The organism is Blastomonas sp. 34TW (genome assembly GCF_059803595.1).
This window is the reverse complement of record NZ_JAPFGW010000001.1, coordinates 294837-312549: the sequence shown is the minus strand read 5'-3', so window position 1 is coordinate 312549 and position 17713 is coordinate 294837. Positions and strand designations below refer to the sequence as shown.

At 65.1% G+C, this 17713-nt stretch carries 17 protein-coding genes; 12 read left to right on the top strand and 5 right to left on the bottom strand.

All coding sequences use genetic code 11. The features are described from left to right. Positions 1 to 116 precede the first annotated feature (116 nt). The 5 genes from OPU69_RS01460 (at position 117) to OPU69_RS01440 (ending at position 5418) form a co-directional block, all read left to right on the top strand. Complete coding sequence (locus tag OPU69_RS01460; RefSeq protein WP_498509031.1) at positions 117 to 1124, top strand: D-alanine--D-alanine ligase family protein; 1008 nt, start codon at positions 117 to 119, stop codon at positions 1122 to 1124. Between the two features lie 96 nt (positions 1125 to 1220). Beyond that, the gene (locus OPU69_RS01455) at positions 1221 to 2003 is read left to right on the top strand and encodes a succinate dehydrogenase iron-sulfur subunit (RefSeq protein WP_023837976.1); all 783 of its coding nucleotides are present in this window, start codon (positions 1221 to 1223) and stop codon (positions 2001 to 2003) included. A gap of 42 nt (positions 2004 to 2045) precedes the next feature. Continuing rightward, a complete protein-coding gene (locus tag OPU69_RS01450) occupies positions 2046 to 2528 on the top strand; it encodes a PaaI family thioesterase (RefSeq protein WP_208597835.1) in 483 nt (160 codons plus the stop codon). Continuing rightward, positions 2525 to 3676, top strand: coding sequence for a cell division protein ZapE (zapE, locus tag OPU69_RS01445; RefSeq protein WP_060977510.1), 1152 nt, complete (start codon positions 2525 to 2527; stop codon positions 3674 to 3676). Before OPU69_RS01450 ends, zapE begins: the two co-directional genes overlap by 4 nt. Positions 3677 to 3777: 101 nt before the next feature. Continuing rightward, a complete protein-coding gene (locus OPU69_RS01440) occupies positions 3778 to 5418 on the top strand; it encodes an ATP-binding protein (RefSeq protein WP_060977509.1) in 1641 nt (546 codons plus the stop codon). Between the two features lie 7 nt (positions 5419 to 5425). Here the strand turns inward: OPU69_RS01440 and amaB are convergent, their stop codons facing one another. Continuing rightward, on the bottom strand, positions 5426 to 6880 hold the full coding sequence (gene amaB, locus OPU69_RS01435; protein ID WP_498509030.1) for an L-piperidine-6-carboxylate dehydrogenase: 1455 nt from the start codon (positions 6878 to 6880) through the stop codon (positions 5426 to 5428). Positions 6881 to 7117: 237 nt separating this feature from the next. On the opposite strand from amaB, the gene OPU69_RS01430 reads away from it, so the two are divergent. From OPU69_RS01430 to OPU69_RS01420, 3 genes are read left to right on the top strand one after another with little or no spacing between them, the layout of a single operon-like run. After that, entirely contained in the window at positions 7118 to 7831 is a 714-nt protein-coding gene (locus OPU69_RS01430) for a response regulator transcription factor (protein ID WP_060977507.1), read from the top strand. Continuing rightward, positions 7828 to 9153, top strand: a complete 1326-nt coding sequence (locus OPU69_RS01425; protein WP_498509029.1) for a FecR domain-containing protein — start codon at positions 7828 to 7830, stop codon at positions 9151 to 9153. Before OPU69_RS01430 ends, OPU69_RS01425 begins: the two co-directional genes overlap by 4 nt. Beyond that, positions 9146 to 11362: a CHASE2 domain-containing protein gene (locus OPU69_RS01420; protein WP_498509028.1), complete on the top strand. Its 2217-nt coding sequence runs from the start codon at positions 9146 to 9148 to the stop codon at positions 11360 to 11362. The genes OPU69_RS01425 and OPU69_RS01420 overlap by 8 nt, the downstream gene beginning before the upstream one ends. On the opposite strand, the gene OPU69_RS01415 is transcribed toward OPU69_RS01420, so the two are convergent. The 4 genes from OPU69_RS01415 to OPU69_RS01400 all read right to left on the bottom strand — a co-directional run bounded on the left by OPU69_RS01415 (position 11359) and on the right by OPU69_RS01400 (position 14829). Next, a complete protein-coding gene (locus OPU69_RS01415) occupies positions 11359 to 11898 on the bottom strand; it encodes a hypothetical protein (RefSeq protein WP_498509027.1) in 540 nt (179 codons plus the stop codon). The genes OPU69_RS01420 and OPU69_RS01415 overlap by 4 nt on opposite strands. Continuing rightward, positions 11895 to 13151, bottom strand: coding sequence for a M20/M25/M40 family metallo-hydrolase (locus tag OPU69_RS01410; protein WP_498509026.1), 1257 nt, complete (start codon positions 13149 to 13151; stop codon positions 11895 to 11897). The genes OPU69_RS01415 and OPU69_RS01410 overlap by 4 nt, the downstream gene beginning before the upstream one ends. A gap of 134 nt (positions 13152 to 13285) precedes the next feature. Continuing rightward, on the bottom strand, positions 13286 to 13459 hold the full coding sequence (locus OPU69_RS01405) for a hypothetical protein (protein ID WP_167348196.1): 174 nt from the start codon (positions 13457 to 13459) through the stop codon (positions 13286 to 13288). Beyond that, complete coding sequence (locus OPU69_RS01400; protein ID WP_060977974.1) at positions 13456 to 14829, bottom strand: class II 3-deoxy-7-phosphoheptulonate synthase; 1374 nt, start codon at positions 14827 to 14829, stop codon at positions 13456 to 13458. Before OPU69_RS01400 ends, OPU69_RS01405 begins: the two co-directional genes overlap by 4 nt. A 148-nt stretch (positions 14830 to 14977) precedes the next feature. On the opposite strand from OPU69_RS01400, the gene OPU69_RS01395 reads away from it, so the two are divergent. The 4 genes from OPU69_RS01395 to tolA are packed head-to-tail and all read left to right on the top strand — an operon-like array spanning position 14978 to position 17617. Then, positions 14978 to 15478 carry a YbgC/FadM family acyl-CoA thioesterase gene (locus tag OPU69_RS01395; protein ID WP_498509025.1) on the top strand — a complete coding sequence of 167 codons (501 nt, stop codon included), beginning with the start codon at positions 14978 to 14980 and terminating at the stop codon, positions 15476 to 15478. Beyond that, positions 15475 to 16176, top strand: coding sequence for a protein TolQ (tolQ, locus tag OPU69_RS01390; RefSeq protein WP_498509024.1), 702 nt, complete (start codon positions 15475 to 15477; stop codon positions 16174 to 16176). Before OPU69_RS01395 ends, tolQ begins: the two co-directional genes overlap by 4 nt. Beyond that, entirely contained in the window at positions 16176 to 16637 is a 462-nt protein-coding gene (gene tolR / locus OPU69_RS01385; protein ID WP_498509023.1) for a protein TolR, read from the top strand. Before tolQ ends, tolR begins: the two co-directional genes overlap by 1 nt. Before the next feature lie 32 nt (positions 16638 to 16669). Beyond that, positions 16670 to 17617, top strand: coding sequence for a cell envelope integrity protein TolA (tolA, locus tag OPU69_RS01380; RefSeq protein ID WP_066119113.1), 948 nt, complete (start codon positions 16670 to 16672; stop codon positions 17615 to 17617). The last annotated feature ends 96 nt before the right edge of the window (positions 17618 to 17713 follow it).

Here is a 17713-nt window from a genome sequence, read left to right as displayed (position 1 = left end):
TATCTTTCGCTGCGCCCCCGAAGCGGATAAGGGCGCGGCTATAGGGGCGCTGGCCATTAAGGCAAGCCGCTTTGGCCCGACGCCCGTCCGCAAACTCAAAGAAAGTGCGTTTTGCCGTGAACCAATATCCTGCCCCGCTGACCATCGATGCGAAGACCCGCGAGACGCTCAAGGTGCTGTTCCTCGCCAAGCACGCGCTGGGCGATGGCTCGCTGCATCCGGAGGACGGCAACCATGCCGTGTACCACAACGAGGTGCGCACCATCCTGGAGGGGCTGTTCGACAATCTGCTGGTGGGCAACCAGTACGCGATGCTGTTCGATCCGCCGGAAGTCGATTTCGCCTTCTCGCTGCTCAACCGCGGTGGCTTCGTGAATTCGGAAATGCTGGTACCGCTGCTGTGCAACCGCAAGGGCCTGCCCTATCTGGGCGGCAGCCCCATCCTGCGCGGCCTTTCGGACGACAAGCACCTGTCCAAGCTCGTGGCCCGCGCGCGCGGTATCCCGACGGCCGACTGGGCGATCTATCGCAAGGGAGGCCCGGTCGACGAGAAGCTGTGCCCGATGGCCGAGCGCATGGTGATCAAGCCCAACGCCTCGTCGGCGAGCTGGGGCGTGCGCGACGCAGGCGACTGGGCGGGCGTGAAGGACGCCATCGCCGCGATCCACGAGGAAGGCCATGACGCGATCGTCGAGCCGTTCCTGACCGGCAGCGATGTCGAGGTGCCGGTGGTGACGATGCACGGCCGCCCGCTGATCCTGCCGATGATGCTGTTCGAACAGGCCGATCCGACGCACCTGCGCACCTATTGGGAAAAGCGCGACCTGGTCGAGCGCGCGAGCAAGTACGAGCTGGTCGATTTCGAAGGCTCGCCGTTCGAGGCAGAGATCGCCGCGCATACCGCCAATCTGGCGCAGGAATTCGTGCCCTTCGATTATGGTCGCTACGAATTCCGGCTGGACGAGGAACAGGGCGAGCTCAACTTCCTCGAGGTCAATCTCAACTGCAATCTGTGGAGCCAGAAGGTCTTCGGCCGGTCCGCCGTCCGCGCCGGCTGGACGCAGGAACAGCTGATCGAGACGATCGTCGCGGAAAGCCTGCGCAGCCACGGGTTGATGGATTGAAAATCCTTTTCGGTTCAAGGTGCCATATGCAATTGAGCCTAGGCACCAAAATGACTATCTAGGCTCCCGGACGCATTGAAGGACGAGGGATTTTCCATGGCTACGTTTACGCTCCCGGCGAACAGCAAGATCACTGGCAAGGGCCAGGCGTTCAGCGCGAAGACCGGCGGGCGGCTGAAACGGTTCAAGGTCTATCGCTACGATCCCGACAGCGGCGAGAACCCGCGCTACGACACGTTCGACATCGATCTCGACGATTGCGGCCCGATGGTGCTCGACGCGCTGATCAAGATGAAGTCGGAACAGGATTCGACGCTCACCTTCCGCCGCTCGTGCCGCGAGGGCATTTGCGGATCGTGCTCGATGAACATCAACGGCCGCAATGGCCTGGCCTGCACCACCGCGATCGAGGACTGCAAGGGCGAGGTGCGCATCACCCCGCTGCCGCATATGGACGTCATCAAGGACCTGGTTCCCGATTTCAGCCATTTCTATGCGCAATATGCGTCGATTCGCCCCTGGCTGCAGACCGTGACGCCGGTGCCGTCGGGCAAGGAGCGGCTGCAGTCGCCCGAGGATCGCGCCAAGCTTGACGGGCTATACGAGTGCATCCTGTGCGCCTGCTGCTCGACCAGCTGCCCGAGCTATTGGTGGAATTCGGACAAGTTCCTGGGCCCGGCCATCCTGCTCCAGGCCTATCGCTGGCTGGCCGACAGCCGCGACGAGATGACCGGCGAACGACTCGATGAGCTGGAGGATCCGTTCCGCCTCTATCGCTGCCACACCATCATGAACTGCGCGAATGTCTGCCCCAAGGGCCTCAACCCGGCGCGCGCCATTGCCGAGATCAAGAAAATGGAGGTCGAACGGCACGTCTGATCGGCGCATCCGCCGACAGACCCGTTCGATACCCACGCACAGGTGGACGCAACCACTCTCGACATGCCCGACGATTTCGCGTTCGGCCCGGACCCCGACCGTCCGGGCTGGATGCGCTGGGCACTGCGCGAGCAGAACCGCTATAACAGCACGCTTGGGCCGATGTGGGTAATGAAGCGCGATGACGGCATTGTCGTCGTGCGCACCGAACCGGGGCATCTGCAGGGCAATCTCGCCAACAACGTCCATGGCGGCGCTATCCTGACTCAGGTCGACATATCGCTGTTCGTCTGCGCGCGGCTGCATGGTGCGCTGCGTCATGGGCCTGCGGTGACGCTCGATCTCAACAGCCATTTCGTCGGCGCCGGCAAGGTCGGCCAGCCGCTCGATGCCGAGGTGGAGATCATCCGCGAAACCGGGCGGTTGATGTTCCTGCGCGGGCTGGTGGTGCAGGCGGGAGAAACCGTCTGCGCATTCACCGGCACCATCCGCAAGACCCCTGCCCCGCGCGCGAAATCGCAATGACCGGAACGCTCGCCCGCTACGACAGGATGGTCAGCGCGGGCGAATTGCGACCCGATGCCGATCAGCGCGCCGCTGCCGTGCGGCTGCAGGCGATGCAGGATGCGCTGGAGGCGGTGCCGCCGCGCGGATCACTGCTGTGGCGGCTGATGGCGCGCGAGGCCAAGCCCGACCCCGTGCCCGGCCTCTACATGTTCGGCGGGGTGGGGCGCGGCAAATCGATGCTGATGGACCTGTTCTACGAATCGGTCGCGATCAACCGCAAGGTCCGCGTCCATTTCCACGAGTTCATGCAGGACATCCATGCGCGTCTGCGCGTCGAGCGCGACAAGATGCAGGGCGACCCGATCCCGCCGGTCGCGCGCCAGTTCAGCGACAATTACCGGCTGATCGCGTTCGACGAGATGGTCGTCAACAACAGCGCCGATGCGATGATCATGTCGCGGCTGTTCACCGCGATCATCGAGGCCGGGGTCACCATCGTCACGACATCGAATCGTCCGCCCGACGACCTTTACAAGGACGGGCTGAACCGCGAGCATTTCCTCCCCTTTATCGCGCTGATCAAGCAGCGGCTCGACGTGCTCTCACTAAATGGCCCGGTCGATTACCGGCTCGAGCGCCTGTCGGGCACCGACACCTGGCACGTGCCCAACGGCCCGGAAGCGACCGCTGCGCTGCGGGCCGCGTTCTTCCGCATGACCGACTATTCGCCGGACGATGCCGCGCACGTGCCGAGCGCCGATGTACCGATCAGCGGCGGCCGCACCATCCATGTGCCCAAGTCGCTCAAGGGCGTTGCCGTCTTCTCGTTCAAGAAATTGTGCGGAGAGGCGCGTGGTGCGCCGGACTATCTCGCCATTGCAAGGCGCTACCACACGGTGTTCCTGGTCGGCATCCCGCGCCTGGGTCCGGAAAACCGCAACGAAGCGGCGCGCTTCGTCACGCTGATCGACGCGCTGTACGAGATGAAGGTCAAGCTGATCGCCGCGGCCGATGCAGAGCCTGCCGACCTGTATGCCAGCGGCGATGGCCGGTTCGAATTCGACCGGACGATCTCGCGCCTGATGGAAATGCAGTCCGACAGCTATCTGGCCTTGGGCCATGGTGCGCGGTCGGGCGCAGAGGACCTCGCGACCGCATCGCTGTGAAGCGACCAGTAATGTCGCAAAGCTTTGCAAAACCAACATAAGTTTGCGTCGGCGACGCGAACCGGTCTATCAAGGGATGCTTTCCGAACGGAACATCATCCATGCTGAAACGACTGGCCATCGCAACCGGTTGGGCGCGCAGAACGCGGCGCTCCCCGGCCCTGCGCATCGGGATCGCGATCGCGGCGTTTGCGGTGGGCGTGGGCGGGCGGCTGGCGCTCGATGCCTATCTGACCGGCGTGCCCTTCATCACGCTGTTCGGAGCGATCGTCATCGCCGCATTTTTCGCAGGCTTCTGGCCGGCGATGCTGACAACGGTGCTCGGGGCCATCGCGCTGGAAGTGCTGATCATGCCAAGCATGGCACTGGCACGATCGCATGATCTCGACTGGCTGCCGATGACCTTCTTCCTGCTCACCAGCCTGATGATCTCGCTGATCATCGAGAGCGTGTTCCGGGCGCATGACGATCGGTTGGCCGTGGCCGAGGAACTGGCTCGGCTGAATGCCGGGCTGGACGATCTGGTGGCAGAACGCACCGCGCAGCTCGAACAGCAGGTCGCAGAGCGCCAGATTGCGGAGGCCCGGCTGCACCAGGCGGAAAAGCTCGATGCGATCGGGCATCTTACCGGCGGCATCGCGCATGACTTCAACAATATGCTGGCAATCATTACCGGCTCGCTCGATCTGGCCAAGCGGCGGCTAGGCAGCCAGGGCGATGCCCGGATCGTCAGCCATATCGACAATGCCGCCAATGCCGCCGACCGCGCCGCAGCGCTGACGCACCGGTTGCTTGCCTATGCGCGCAAGCAGCCGCTCGACCCGCGCCGGCTGGATATCAACGCGCTCGTCGGATCGGTCCATGCGCTGCTCGAGCGGACGCTGGGCGAACAGGTCGTCGTCGAACTGCAACTCGATGGCGATGTCTGGCCCTGTACGGTCGATCAGACCCAGCTGGAAACCGCGATCATCAACCTGGCGGTCAACGCCCGCGACGCCATGCCCGATGGCGGCAAGCTGATGATCGAGACGACCAATGTCACGCTCGACGCGGCCTATGCCGGTCAGCAGGAAGACCTTGCGCCGGGCGATTATGTCCGTATCGCGATCAGCGATACCGGGATCGGCATGTCGCCCGAGGTGCAGGCGCGTGCGCTCGATCCCTTCTTCACCACCAAGGATGTCGGCAAGGGCACCGGCCTCGGCCTCAGCCAGGTCTATGGTTTTCTGAAGCAGTCGGGCGGGCACCTCAACCTGTATTCCGAACAGGGCAAGGGCACGACGGTGAAGCTCTATCTGCCGCGCGCGCCCGAGCTGTCCGGAGAGGAAGAGCCCGGCAGCCAGACCGCCATGCGCTTCACGCCGCCCCAGAATCTTACCGTGCTGGTGGTCGAGGACGATGACGGGGTCCGCGCGATGGCGCGCGCCAGCCTTATCGAACTGGGCTTCATCGTGCACGATGTCGACAGCCCGATCGAGGCGGTGCAGCTGATCGAGAATGGCCTGGCCATCGACCTGCTGTTCACCGACGTGGTGATGCCGCACATGAACGGGCGCCAGCTGGCTGACAGGCTGCGTGAATCCCGGCCCGATCTCAAGGTGCTCTACACCACCGGCTATACCCGCAATGCCATATTGCACAACGGCGTGATCGACAGCGATGTCGTACTGCTGGTCAAACCCTATAGCGTCGACGATCTCGCCAGGAAGATCATCGACGCGCTGGGTCCTTCGATCAACTGACCGCCCATCACAATTCGAACCGCACGCCCTGCGCCAGCGGCAGTGCGCGCGAATAATTCACCGTGCTGGTCTGACGGCGCATATAGGCCTTCCAGCTGTCCGATCCCGATTCGCGGCCTCCGCCAGTTTCCTTCTCGCCACCGAACGCGCCGCCGATTTCTGCACCCGAGGTTCCGATATTGACGTTGGCGATACCGCAATCGCTGCCCGCGGCCGCGACGAAGCTCTCGGCCTCGCGCAGGTCATTGGTGAAGATCGAAGACGACAGGCCCTGCGTGGCGGCATTGTTGAGCACGATTGCCTCGTCGAGATCGTCATAGCGCAGGCAATAGAGGATCGGCGCGAAGGTTTCGCGCAGCATCGGCCCGGTCTGCGCCGGCATCTCGACCACGGCGGGGCGGACATACACCCCCTGGCCCGGCCCCGCGATCCGTTCGCCGCCGTGTACATTGGCACCCGCCGCGCGCGCGTCGGCCAGCGCGTCGCGCATGGCCGAATAGGCGGCGCCATCGATCAGCGGCCCTGCCAGATTGGCCGGATCGCGCGGATCCCCGATCGGCAGGCGGGCCGCGGCCGAGATGATGCGCGGCACGAAGCTGTCATAGACCGAGCGATGCAAGAGCAGCCGCCGCAGCGAGGTGCACCGCTGACCGGTGGTTCCCATGAAGCCGAAGGCGCAGCCGGTCAGCGCCAGCTCCATGTCCGCGCTCGGCGCGACGATGGTCGCGTTGTTGCCGCCCAGCTCCAGCAGGCTGCGCGCAAAGCGCTTCGCCGCAGCCTGGCCGACGGTACGGCCCATCGCCGTGCTGCCGGTGGCAGAGACGAGCGCCATGGCGGGATGATCGACCAGCGCCGCGCCGGTCGTGGCGTCGCCGAGCACCAGCTGCGACAGGCCATCGGGCGCATCAGGGCCGAATTCGCCCGCCACCTTGTCGAACAACGCCTGCACCGCGATCGCGGTCAGTGGGGTCTTTTCCGATGGCTTCCACACGATGCTGTCACCGCAGACCAGGGCAAGCGCCGCATTCCAGGCCCATACCGCGACGGGGAAGTTGAACGCGGTGATGATCGCGACCGGGCCCAGCGGATGCCAGGTCTCGCTCATGCGGTGGCCGGGGCGCTCGCTGGCAATGGTCAGGCCATGCAACTGGCGCGAAAGGCCGACCGCGAAATCGCAGATATCGATCATCTCCTGCACTTCGCCCAGTCCCTCGGACAATGGCTTGCCGCAATCGAGCGTGACGAGCAGGCCCAGTTCGGTCTTGCGTGCGCGCAACGCCTCACCGAAACGCCGGACAAGTTCTCCCCGGCGAGGCGCAGGTACCGAACGCCAATGGGAAAAAGCCGCCAGGGCGCGATCCGCGACAAGGCCGACCTGATCCGCCGAGGCGGGCGTAAAGCCGCCGATCGTCATTCCGTCTACCGGGCTGAATATCTCGCGATTACCTTCCGGAATGGCCACACCAAAAGTGGAGTAAATATATCCAATATCAACTTTGCTCGGGTTCATCTTGTCCTCTGATGTCAATTCTTGATCGGCCTGGATACGAAAAGTCCCGGAATTCCGCCGCCCTGAGACCATTCGCGTGTAAAGCTATGTAAAAACGTATACGAGGGGACTCGCCAATTACCGCAAAAACAGGCATTTGCATGCTTAACAAGAGTTAAGACCAATCCGGGCGCATGTCGGGGGAATTTGATGCGCATCGCAATCGCGGATGACGACGCAGGCAGTCTGGCCTTTCTTGAAAACGTTGTCATTGGCATGGGTCATATCTGCGCCAAATTCGGCGACGGAGAAAGGCTTGCGGCTGCGCTGTTAAGAGATACGTTCGATCTTGTCATGCTGGACTGGAACATGCCTGGCAAGTCCGGTCTGCAAGTTGTCGAGTGGATGCACACGACGCTCGAGAGCCCGCCGCCGGTGATCATGCTGACCGCGCGCACCGCCAAGCGCGACGTGACCGATGCGCTCAACGCCGGGGCCGACGATTATATCTGCAAACCCGAGGAAGAAAGCGTGATCGCCGCGCGCATTGCAGCGGTGCTGCGGCGGACGCATGGCGGCGCGACGATGGAGAAGATTGCCGAGTTCGGCGGCTATCGCCTCGACCGCATGGCGCAGACGATCCGCCATGATGGCGCCGATATCGTGCTCACCGCCAAGGAATTCGAGCTGGCCGACCTGCTGTTCCGCAACCGGGACCGGACGCTGTCGCGCGCGTACATCATGGAAACGATCTGGCGCACGAGCGCGGATCTCGCGACGCGCACGCTGGACATGCACATCTCGCGGGTGCGCGCGAAGCTCAATCTCAAGCCGGAAAACGGTTTTCGCATCTTTACCGTTTTCGGCTATGGCTATCGGCTCGAAACGACCGATCCGTCCAAGGACCCTGAAGCAACCGGATGACCCTGCGTGCCGTGCCGACGTTCTGGCTGATGTTGCTGATGCTGCTCGCCGGCGGCCTGGCCCTGGCCGAGCCGGCAGCAGCACAGGCGCGCGATGACGACGCCATCGTCTATACCGTCCGCAGGGGTGACACTCTGATCGCGCTAGCGCGCGATTACATGCTGCGCGAGACCGACTGGAAGGAGGTCCAGCGGATCAACCGCGTGGCCGATCCCTACAAGCTGCCGATCGCCAGCCAGCTGTCGCTGCCGATTAGACTTTTGCGGTCGCGCCCGGCCAGCGCCACGGTCGCTGCTTTTCGAGGTCAGGCGCTCGCATCGGTGGCCAATGCTCCACTGCGCAGCGTAGCCATGGGCCAGGTGCTGGGCGAAGGCGCGCGCGTGACCACCGGGCCTGCCTCCTCGCTCTCGCTGTCGCTGACTGATGGGTCGGTCATCACCCTGCCGTCCAACAGTGCGCTGAGAATCGGGCGACTGCGCAAGCTGCTGATCACCGACAGCATCGATTACGACCTGACGCTGGAGACCGGATCGGCCCGCAGCCGTGTTACGCCGTTCCGCAACCGCGACGACCGCTTCCGCCTGCGCAACCCGATTGCGGTGTCCGCCGTTCGCGGGACCGATTTCCGCACGCATTTCGATGCCGGCACCGAAACCTCGCGATCCGAGCTGCTTGAGGGTGGCATTGCACTGACGACGGGATCGGCAAAAGACACGCAGCTCGAACCCGAGTTCGGCGCAGTGATCGGCAAGACCGGCGCCATCGCCGTAGAGCCTCTCCTGCCCGCCCCACAGCTAATCGGCGGAGCAGGTGTCCAGCGCGCCCCGATGGTTGCCTTTGCGGTGCAGCCCGTGGCCGGTGCGCAAGCCTATCGGTTGCAGATAGGCCGCGACAGCGGTTTTGTGGACATCGTCGAGGATGTGTCTGGCAACAGCCCGGATTTCACTGTGCCCTCGCTCGAGAATGGACGCTATTTCGCCCGGTTCACAGCGATTGCCGCATCGGGCCTCGAAGGCCTGCCCGGCACCATCGCCTTCCGGCGGCGGCTGGCCACTACCACCCAGCCGGCGGTGCCCGGTCAGGATGGCTATGTCTTCCGATGGATTGGTTCCGGCGAGGGCATGCGGCGCTACCGCTTCCAGTTGCGCCGCGAGGACAGCCCAAGTTGGCTGGTCGATGAAGCGGGGCTGGCCGGATCTTCGATCATCTTGAGCGACCTGTCGCCGGGCCGCTATCTCTGGCGTGTCGGCACGACGACGCACAGCGAGGACGAGACCGATACCGACTGGACCGCGATGGAGAGCTTTGTCCTTGGTGAATGAGCCGAGGAAAGGCGCACCGGGCGGATCGGCAGGATTGCGCCGCCGCTTCCATATCGAGTGGGTCTGGGTCACGGCGCTCTCGTCGGTGCTCGTGATCGCCGCCCTGCTCGGCGGCTGGACGCGCCCCGCCGACGATCTGCTCTACGATGCCGCAATGCGCGCTGCCCCGGCCGAAGCCGATCCGGATATCCTGATCGTCGCGATCGACGAGCCTAGCCTGGCCGCGCTCGGCCGCTGGCCCTGGCCGCGCCGCCTGCATGCAGAATTGCTCCAGCGGCTCGCCGATGCGCGTCCGCAATCGGTAGCGATGGACCTGCTGCTCACCGAGCCTGCCGCCGATGATCCGGCGCTGGCCGAAGCCATGCAGCGCCTGGGCGTGCGTCTCCCCGTGCAATTCCTCGTCCCCGGTCGCAACGGCCAGGCCTTCGAGCGGATCGATCCGGTGGACGCACTTGCGCGGAGGGCCGCTGCCATCGGCCATGCGAACACGCAAATCGACGCCGACGGCACCGTGCGCGCTGCGGCGCTGTGCTTTTCCGCCACGGACGATACCGACCCGCTACCGCATCTCATGGCGCTCGGACCGCCCGCGCGCGCCTGCAATACGGCGCGGCGGCTGCGCTTTGCTCTACCCGAAAGCTTTGCGACCATTTCCTATGTCAGCGTGCTGCGCGGCGAGGTCCCGCCTGCCCTGCTCACCGGCCGCAGGGTGCTGATCGGCATGACGGGGCAGGGCCTGGGCGATCGCTATCCCGTGCCCGTATCCGATGGTGGCAACATGCCGGGGGTGGAGATCAACGCGAACATCGCCAATGCCCAGTTGCAGGATGGCTGGGTGCATTCGCTCCCGCGCCCGCTGCAGATCGCCCTCGCGCTTGCTCCGGCCTGGCTGCTGATGCTCGGCTTCTGGCGCATCCGCCCGCGCGCCGCCAGCCTGCTCGCGATCGGACTGATGCTGGGAACGCTCTTGCTCAGCACAGCGGCGCTGGCAGCAAACTGCTGGATTGAGCCCGGCCCTGCATTGCTGGGTATCGCCCTGGTCTATCCGCTCTGGGGTTGGCGCAGGCTGCAGGCGACCAGCGATTACATGCGCAGCGAACTCGCGCGGCTCGAGAACGAAGAGTCGCTTCCCCTGAGCCTTCCAGTGGCAGGCGATAGCGACCATGTGACCCGCCAGGCCGAGCAGTTGGCGCGCGCGATAGCCCAGTTGCGCGATCTCAAGCGGCTGGTCGGCGATGCGCTGGCGGGCCTGCCCGATCCGGCGCTGGTCAGCGATCTGTCGGGCCGTATCGTGCTCACCAATGCTGCGGCAACATCCGCTTTCGGCGATGGGCTGATCGGGGCGGAAGTCGACGGTCTGCTTGCCGATATCGCCGAGACGGCAGCGCGCAAGCCGATTGCGGCCTATCTCGCCACCCCGGACAGCGGCCATATCGAATTCGAGGCTGGCGATGGCCGCGCTTTCGTGCTGCGGCGCGCCGCGATTGTGGGTGCTGACGGGCAGCCGCGCGGGCGGATCGATTATCTCACCGACATCACTGTCATCGCGCAGGCCCGGCGGGAGCGCGAGCGGGTGCTCCAACTGCTGTCGCACGACATGCGCGCGCCCCAGGCGGCGATCCTGGCCCTGTTGTCCACCGATGGCGACTCGGTCGACCGAGCGCGCATCGCGCGGCACGCGCGGCAGACGCTGACCCTGGCCGACAGCTTCGTCGATCTCGCCCGGATGCAGGAGCGCGGCTTCGATCCCGAGCCGGTGATCGCGGCGGACCTTGCCAGCGAGGCTGCCGACAGCCTCTGGCCGATCGCCCAGCAGCGCGGTGTGCAGATCCGCGTCGTCGACGAAAGCGACTGCGCCTTTGTCTCGGCCGAACGCGAAAGCCTGTTCCGCGCCGTCGTCAATCTGATCGACAATGCGGTGAAGTACAGCCCGGATTCCGGCACGGTCACGGTACAGATAGACCGCGTGTCGGGGCAGGTCCGGCTGAGCATTCGCGATCAGGGCAAGGGCATCAACCCCGCAGTCATGCCGCACCTGTTCGAACGCTTTGCCAGCGAGAATGCCGGCCATATCGTCAAGGGCGTGGGATTGGGCCTCAACTATGTCGCCGCCGTGGTGGAGCGCCATGGCGGAACGATCGCTGCGCATAATGCGGCAGATGGCGGTGCGATATTCGACCTTGTCCTGCCGCTGGACGATCCCGACTAGCGCGTGCCCTTGCGCACTATCTGGGCGCTGCCCGGACCGACATCCAGCCGGTCGACGGCAGCGCTGACCAGATGCGGCAGGCTGTCGGTGAGCCGCGCCCTGCAGTGAAATTCGGCAGCGTCGCTCGCAAAGGCGACGTCGCCTGTCACGCGCTCGGTCAGCGTGATCGTCAGCCGATGGTCGCTTCTGGCACAGCCCCTGTTGTTGCTGCGATCGGCCGCCGGGGCGATGGTGCCTGCAACCTTGCCCAGATCATCGCCAGCCTTGACCGCGATGTTCGCCGGACGTTCGGCCAGCGTCACCGCGAGCAGATAGTCCCCCCCTGCCTGCTGGTTCCAGCCACGCTGGCGCAGTGCGGCGGCAACCATGTCGCGCGCCTGGCCGGGAAACATGTCACCGTCATCGGCCGTGGCGACCAGATCGAAGCTGGCGCGCGGCGGCAGCGGCCGAGGCGCGGTGGCATCGACCCGCGTCAACACCGGCGAGGCGCATCCCGCCAGCAACACTGCCGCGACCAGCGCCAACCCGCGCATCATTTCTTCGCCCAGTCGAGATTGGCCACCGCCACGACCAATGCCAGGCCGGACGAGAGCCCGTTGATGAAGGCATTGCGCTCGATGTTCACATATTCGTCGACCGAATGCGCCCGGCCGCCGCCACCGCCCGATCCGATCGTGATCGCCGGAATGCCCAGGCTCATCGGGATATTGGCATCGGTCGAAGAGGCCTGGAGCTGCGTTTCGAAACCATGATCGCCGAGCACCTTGCGGCTGGTGACGACCAGCGGATGCGTGTCGGCCGTGCTGCCCGCAGGCCGGTCGCCGATCCGCTTCTTTTCCGCCGAGATCACGCCGACATTGGTCGACCGGGCATAATTTTCCGCGGTCACCGCCTCGTCGACGATAGCCAGGAAGCGCTGTTCGAGCCGGTCGAGCGCCTTGGGATCGGGCGAGCGCATGTCGACCTGAAGCTCGATCCGGTCGGGAATCGAGTTGACCGAGGTCCCGCCCGAGACGACGCTCGCGGCATAGCTGGTGCGCGGGCTTGCGGGCACGTCGGTCTCGTAGAGGCGGCGCACGGTGTCGGCCATCGCCACCATCGGGTTGACGATGCCGAACGCGCCATAGCTGTGCCCACCGGGGCCGGTGAACGCGACATTGTAGCGCTTCGAGCCCACCGCCTGGTTGACGATGCGCGAGGGGTCCGAGCCATCGACCGAGACGAAGGCAGCGATCCGGTCCTTGTAAGCGTTCTTGGTGAACAGGAAGCGCACGCCGCGCAGATCACCCGGCCCCTCCTCGCCCACTGTGGCGACGAACAGGATGTCGTGCTTGGTTTCCACCTTGGCGGCGTTCATCGCGCGGATCCACGCGAGCAGTCCGGTCAGCCCGACCGTATCGTCGCCGACACCCGGCGCGTTGAGCGTATTGCCCTCGCGCCGCACCTTCACATCGGTGCCCTTGGGAAAGACGGTGTCGAGATGTGCGGTGATCGCGACCAGCGGCCCGCCCGCCGGGGCCGTGCCGCGCCTTATGCCGGTGACATTGCCCTCGGCATCGATCGCGACTTCGGTTAGGCCCAGCGCCTTGAACTGCTGCTGGAAATAGGCCGCGCGTGCCTGCTCACCGAATGGCGGCGCGGGGATTTCGGTGATGGTGATGAGTTCCTGGACGATCCGGTCATAATCGCCCGCCAGCGCGGTCTTGGCGGCACTGGCGTCCTGAGCGAAGGCGGGGGCGACGAGTGTGGCGCTCAGCGCAAGCGCGGCAACGAAACGGCGGATGGTCATGGCTTCCCCTTGTATCGATCTTGCTCCCCTCCCTACAAGGGAGAGGTTGGGGGTGGGTGAAGAGTCCAGACGCATCCCTGGTGCAGACGACCCACCCCTGGCCCCTCCCTGTCCAGGGAGGGGAACAGATAGGTCTAATCCCGCGTCAGCAGGAAATACACGACATAAAACCACGAAAAGAAACCGTGGATGATCGCCCAGAGCACCGATTTGTGCGCGGTATAGCTGATCGCGATGGCAAGCGCGCTGCCGAAGCCCACGCCGTTGCGGACGACCTCTTTCTGGACGATGACCCGGCGTTCGCTCATGCTGCCTTCCGGGTGGATGCCGCGACCTCGGCATTCAGCATTTCGGCCACCTCGAAGGCGACTTCGAGCGACTGCGCCGCGTTGAGCCGCGGGTCGCAATGGGTGTGGTACCGGTCGCCAAGCGCCTCGTCGGTGATCGCGATCGCGCCGCCGGTGCATTCGGTGACATTCTGCCCGGTCATCTCGATATGAATGCCGCCGGCATGCGTGCCCTCGGCGCGGTGGACGGCGAAGAAGCCGCGCAGTTCGGCCATGATCCGCTCGAACGGCCGCGTCTTGAAGCCGCTTTCGGACTTCACGACATTGCCGTGCATCGGGTCGCACGACCAGATGACCGGATGGCCTTCCTTCTTCACCGCGCGCACCAGCGGAGCAAGCCCGGCCTCGACCTTGTCATGCCCGAAGCGGCTGATCAGCGTCATCCGGCCCGGAATGCGCGAGGGGTTGAGCGTGTCGAGCATGTTCAGCAGCGCATCGGTGCTCAGGCTAGGCCCGCACTTGATGCCGATCGGGTTGCCGATGCCGCGCAGGAACTCGACATGCGCCGATCCCTCGAAGCGGGTGCGGTCGCCGATCCACAGGAAATGCGCCGAGGTATCGTACCAATCGCCGGTCAGCGAATCGCGCCGGGTCATCGCTTCCTCGAACGGCAGCAGCAGCGCCTCATGGCTGGTGTAGAAGCTGGTGCCCTGAAGCTGCGGCACGGTATCGGTGCTGATGCCGCAGGCGCGCATGAAGTCCATCGCCTCGCTGATCCGGTCCGCTGTCTCGGCATAGCGCTCGGCCCAGGGGCTGCGACCCATGAAATCGTGCATCCACTGCTGCACCTGCTGCAGGCTGGCATAGCCGCCGCTGGCAAAGGCGCGCAGCAGGTTGAGCGTTGCTGCGCTCTGCGAATAGGCGCGGACCATCCGCGCAGGATCGGGCTCGCGCGTCGCCGCCTCGAACTCGATGCCGTTGATATTGTCGCCGAAATAGCTCGGCAGCTCGATTTCACCCTGCTTCTCGGTCGGCGCGGAGCGCGGCTTGGCGAACTGGCCCGCCATCCGGCCCAGCTTCACCACCGGGCGCTTCGAGGCAAAGGTCATCACCACCGCCATCATCAGCAGCACGCGGAAGGTGTCGCGGATGTTGTTGGGGTGGAACTCGGCAAAGCTCTCGGCACAATCGCCGCCCTGCAGCAGGAACGCCTCGCCGGCGGCGACGCGCGCGAGTTCCTTCTCCAGGCTGCGCGCTTCGCCGGCAAAGACCAGCGGGGGATAGGTCTTGAGCGTGGCTTCGGCATCGGCGAGGGCTGCGGCATCGCGATACGCCGGGATATGCCGCGCCTCATGGGTTCGCCAGCTATCGGGGGTCCACTTGCCTGCCACGTCAATCACTCCAAAAAATACAGCCGGCAAGGTACGCCGGGCCGCGCCCCATAGCAATGTCGGGCGCAAAATGCAGCAGGCAATCGGCATTAATGTTCCAATGCGGGCCGCCAAGCCTTGCCTTTGATGTCGCAAAGACTCTAAGCGGATGGCCATGGTTCCTCCCGACATCATCCCGTTCGCTGGCCGGTTCGAGGGGCGCACGCACTATTTCGCGCTACGCGTCTATTTCGAGGACACTGATTTTTCAGGCATTGTCTATCATGCCAACTATCTGCGCTATCTGGAGCGTGCGCGATCGGACATGCTGAGCGGTCTCGGCATCGACCAGCGCGGCACGTTCGAGACCGGCAACGGCGTCTATGCCGTCGCCGACATGACACTCAAGTTCGTGCGCCCGGCGAAGATGGACGATGCGCTGATCGTGATGAGCCAGGTCACTCGGCTGCGCGCGGCGGCGTGCATCATTCATCAACGAGTCATCCGGCGCAGCCAATCTGTCGTCGAATCGTTTGAGACACTGCTGGAGGCAGAGGTTACCGCTGCCTTCATCAACCCCGAGGGGCGCCCCATCCGCCAGCCGCGCGCCTGGGTGGAGGCGTTCAACACCATCCTTGCTACCGACCAGAAAGATCCGTCCCCGCTATGATCGATACCATGGGCCTGACCCCCGATGCCGTCACCCTGTCGCCGCTCAAGCTGTTCATGCAGGCCGATCTCGTCGTCAAACTGGTGATGATCGGGCTGGCGCTGGCCAGCATCTGGACCTGGACGATCATCATCAGCTTCGGGCTGAAGATCGCCAGGATCGGCAAGGACAATACCGCGTTCGAACAGGATTTCTGGAAGGCGGGCGATATCGACGCGTTCTACAAGGCGCGTGGGCACGAGAAGCTGCCGAGTGCGCGCGTGCTCGCCGCCGGTGTCACCGAGTGGCGGCGCACGACCAAGGGCCGCGTCACCGACCGCGACGGCGCTCGCCAGCGGCTGGCGACGGCGATGCAATCGAGCGTGGGGCACGAGATCGACACGCTGTCCGACCGGCTGAACTTTCTCGCCACGGTCGGCTCGGTCGCGCCGTTCGTCGGCCTGTTCGGCACCGTCTGGGGGATCATGCGCAGCTTCACCGCGATCGCCGCCGAGCAGAACAGCTCGCTCGCGGTTGTTGCGCCGGGCATTGCCGAAGCGCTGTTCGCGACCGCGATCGGCCTGTTCGCGGCGATCCCGGCGGTCATCGCCTATAACCGCTTCTCGCACCGGCTGAACAAGCTGGAGGGCAAGCTCTTCCGCTTCTCCGACGCGTTCCACGGCGAACTCAGCCGCGAGCTCGAAAAGGACAGCTTCTGATGGGCATGTCTGTCGGTCCCTCGGGCGGCAGCGGGCGGCGGCGCGGCGGTTCGCGCGCGCCGATGGCGGAGATCAACGTCACCCCGTTCGTCGATGTGATGCTGGTGCTGCTGATCATCTTCATGGTCACCGCGCCGCTGCTGGTGGCGGGCGTTCCGATCGACCTGCCCGATAGCCGCGCCAATGCGCTGGAACAGGAAAAGGAGCCGGTGCAGATCTCGCTCGACGCCGAGGGCCAGGCGTTCATCGACGACGCTGAGGTCAGCATGGACGACCTGCCCGATGCGCTCGAGGCGCTGCGCAAACAGCGCGGCGAGGATAATGGCGATGCGCCGCAGGTGATGCTGCGTGCCGATCGCTCGCTCGATTACGGCAAGGTGATGCTGGTGATGGGCGAGCTGAACCGCGCAGGCCTCAACCGCGTATCGCTGGTCACCACCGGTTCATCCGACCGCCCATAACCGGTTGAGCAGAAAGGCTTACGAGCACAGGAATGGAGAAAAGCGAGCGTCTTGGGCTTTCGGTGGCGGTGGTCGGTCATGTCGCGCTGTTCGGCGTACTGTCGCTCGGCATTGCCAGCCGCAGCGAGCTGAAGATGCCGGTCAAGCCGATCGAGGTGCAGCTCACCGACGAGGTGGGGCTGGAATCCGAATCGCCTACGCCCAATGTCGAGGCGGCAACCGCGACCGCTCCCGAGATCGCACCCCAGGTCGAGAAAGCCGCGCCCGCCGCCCAGAGCGAGCCCGAACCCGCGCCGCCGCCCCCGGTCAAGCGACCCGAACCGCCCGCGCCCAAGGCAATCGAGCGCCCCGCCCCGCCCAAGCCTAAGGCGGCGGAAAAGCCGCGCCCTGCCCCCGTGCCCAAGCCCGCGCGCAGCACCCCGCCTCCGCCCGCCAAGCCGCAGCCCAAGGCGGCCGAGAAGCCCAAGCCCAAGCCCCCTGCCGACACGTCCGAGCGTCGCCGCCCCGACAAGCCCAAATCGACGCCAGCGGCCAAGCCGTCCACCTCGTCGCCCGCCAAGGCCAGCCCCAATACCACCGCGCGCGCACCGCGGATCGGCAAGGATTTTCTCGAGGGCGTGACCGACAAGCCTTCGACCAGCCGCGCGCAGACCCCGCCTGCCGCCACCATCGGCCCGGCGGTGGTCGCCTCGCTGCAGCGTGAGCTGCTGCGCCAGGTCAAGCCGCACTGGGTGCCGCCGACCGGCGCGGACGCGGAACTCTTGCGCACGCGGGTCGTCGTGAAGCTGGATGAGAACGGCAATATCGTCGGAACGCCGCAGGCCACGACCACCGGGGTCAATGCGAGCAACCGCGCGCAGGAAGCGCTGCACAAGGAGCGCGCCATCGCCGCGGTCCGCCGCGCCGCCCCGTTCAAGTTCCCCGCGCAATATTATGCGGAATGGCAGACCATCGAGCCAACCTTCTATCTGGGATTGTAAGCTATGCGCACCATCACCTCTTTCCTCTCCACTTCCCCGTCTGTCCCGAACGAAGTCGAGAGACGTGATCGAAAGGGTAGCGCATACGTCCCTCGA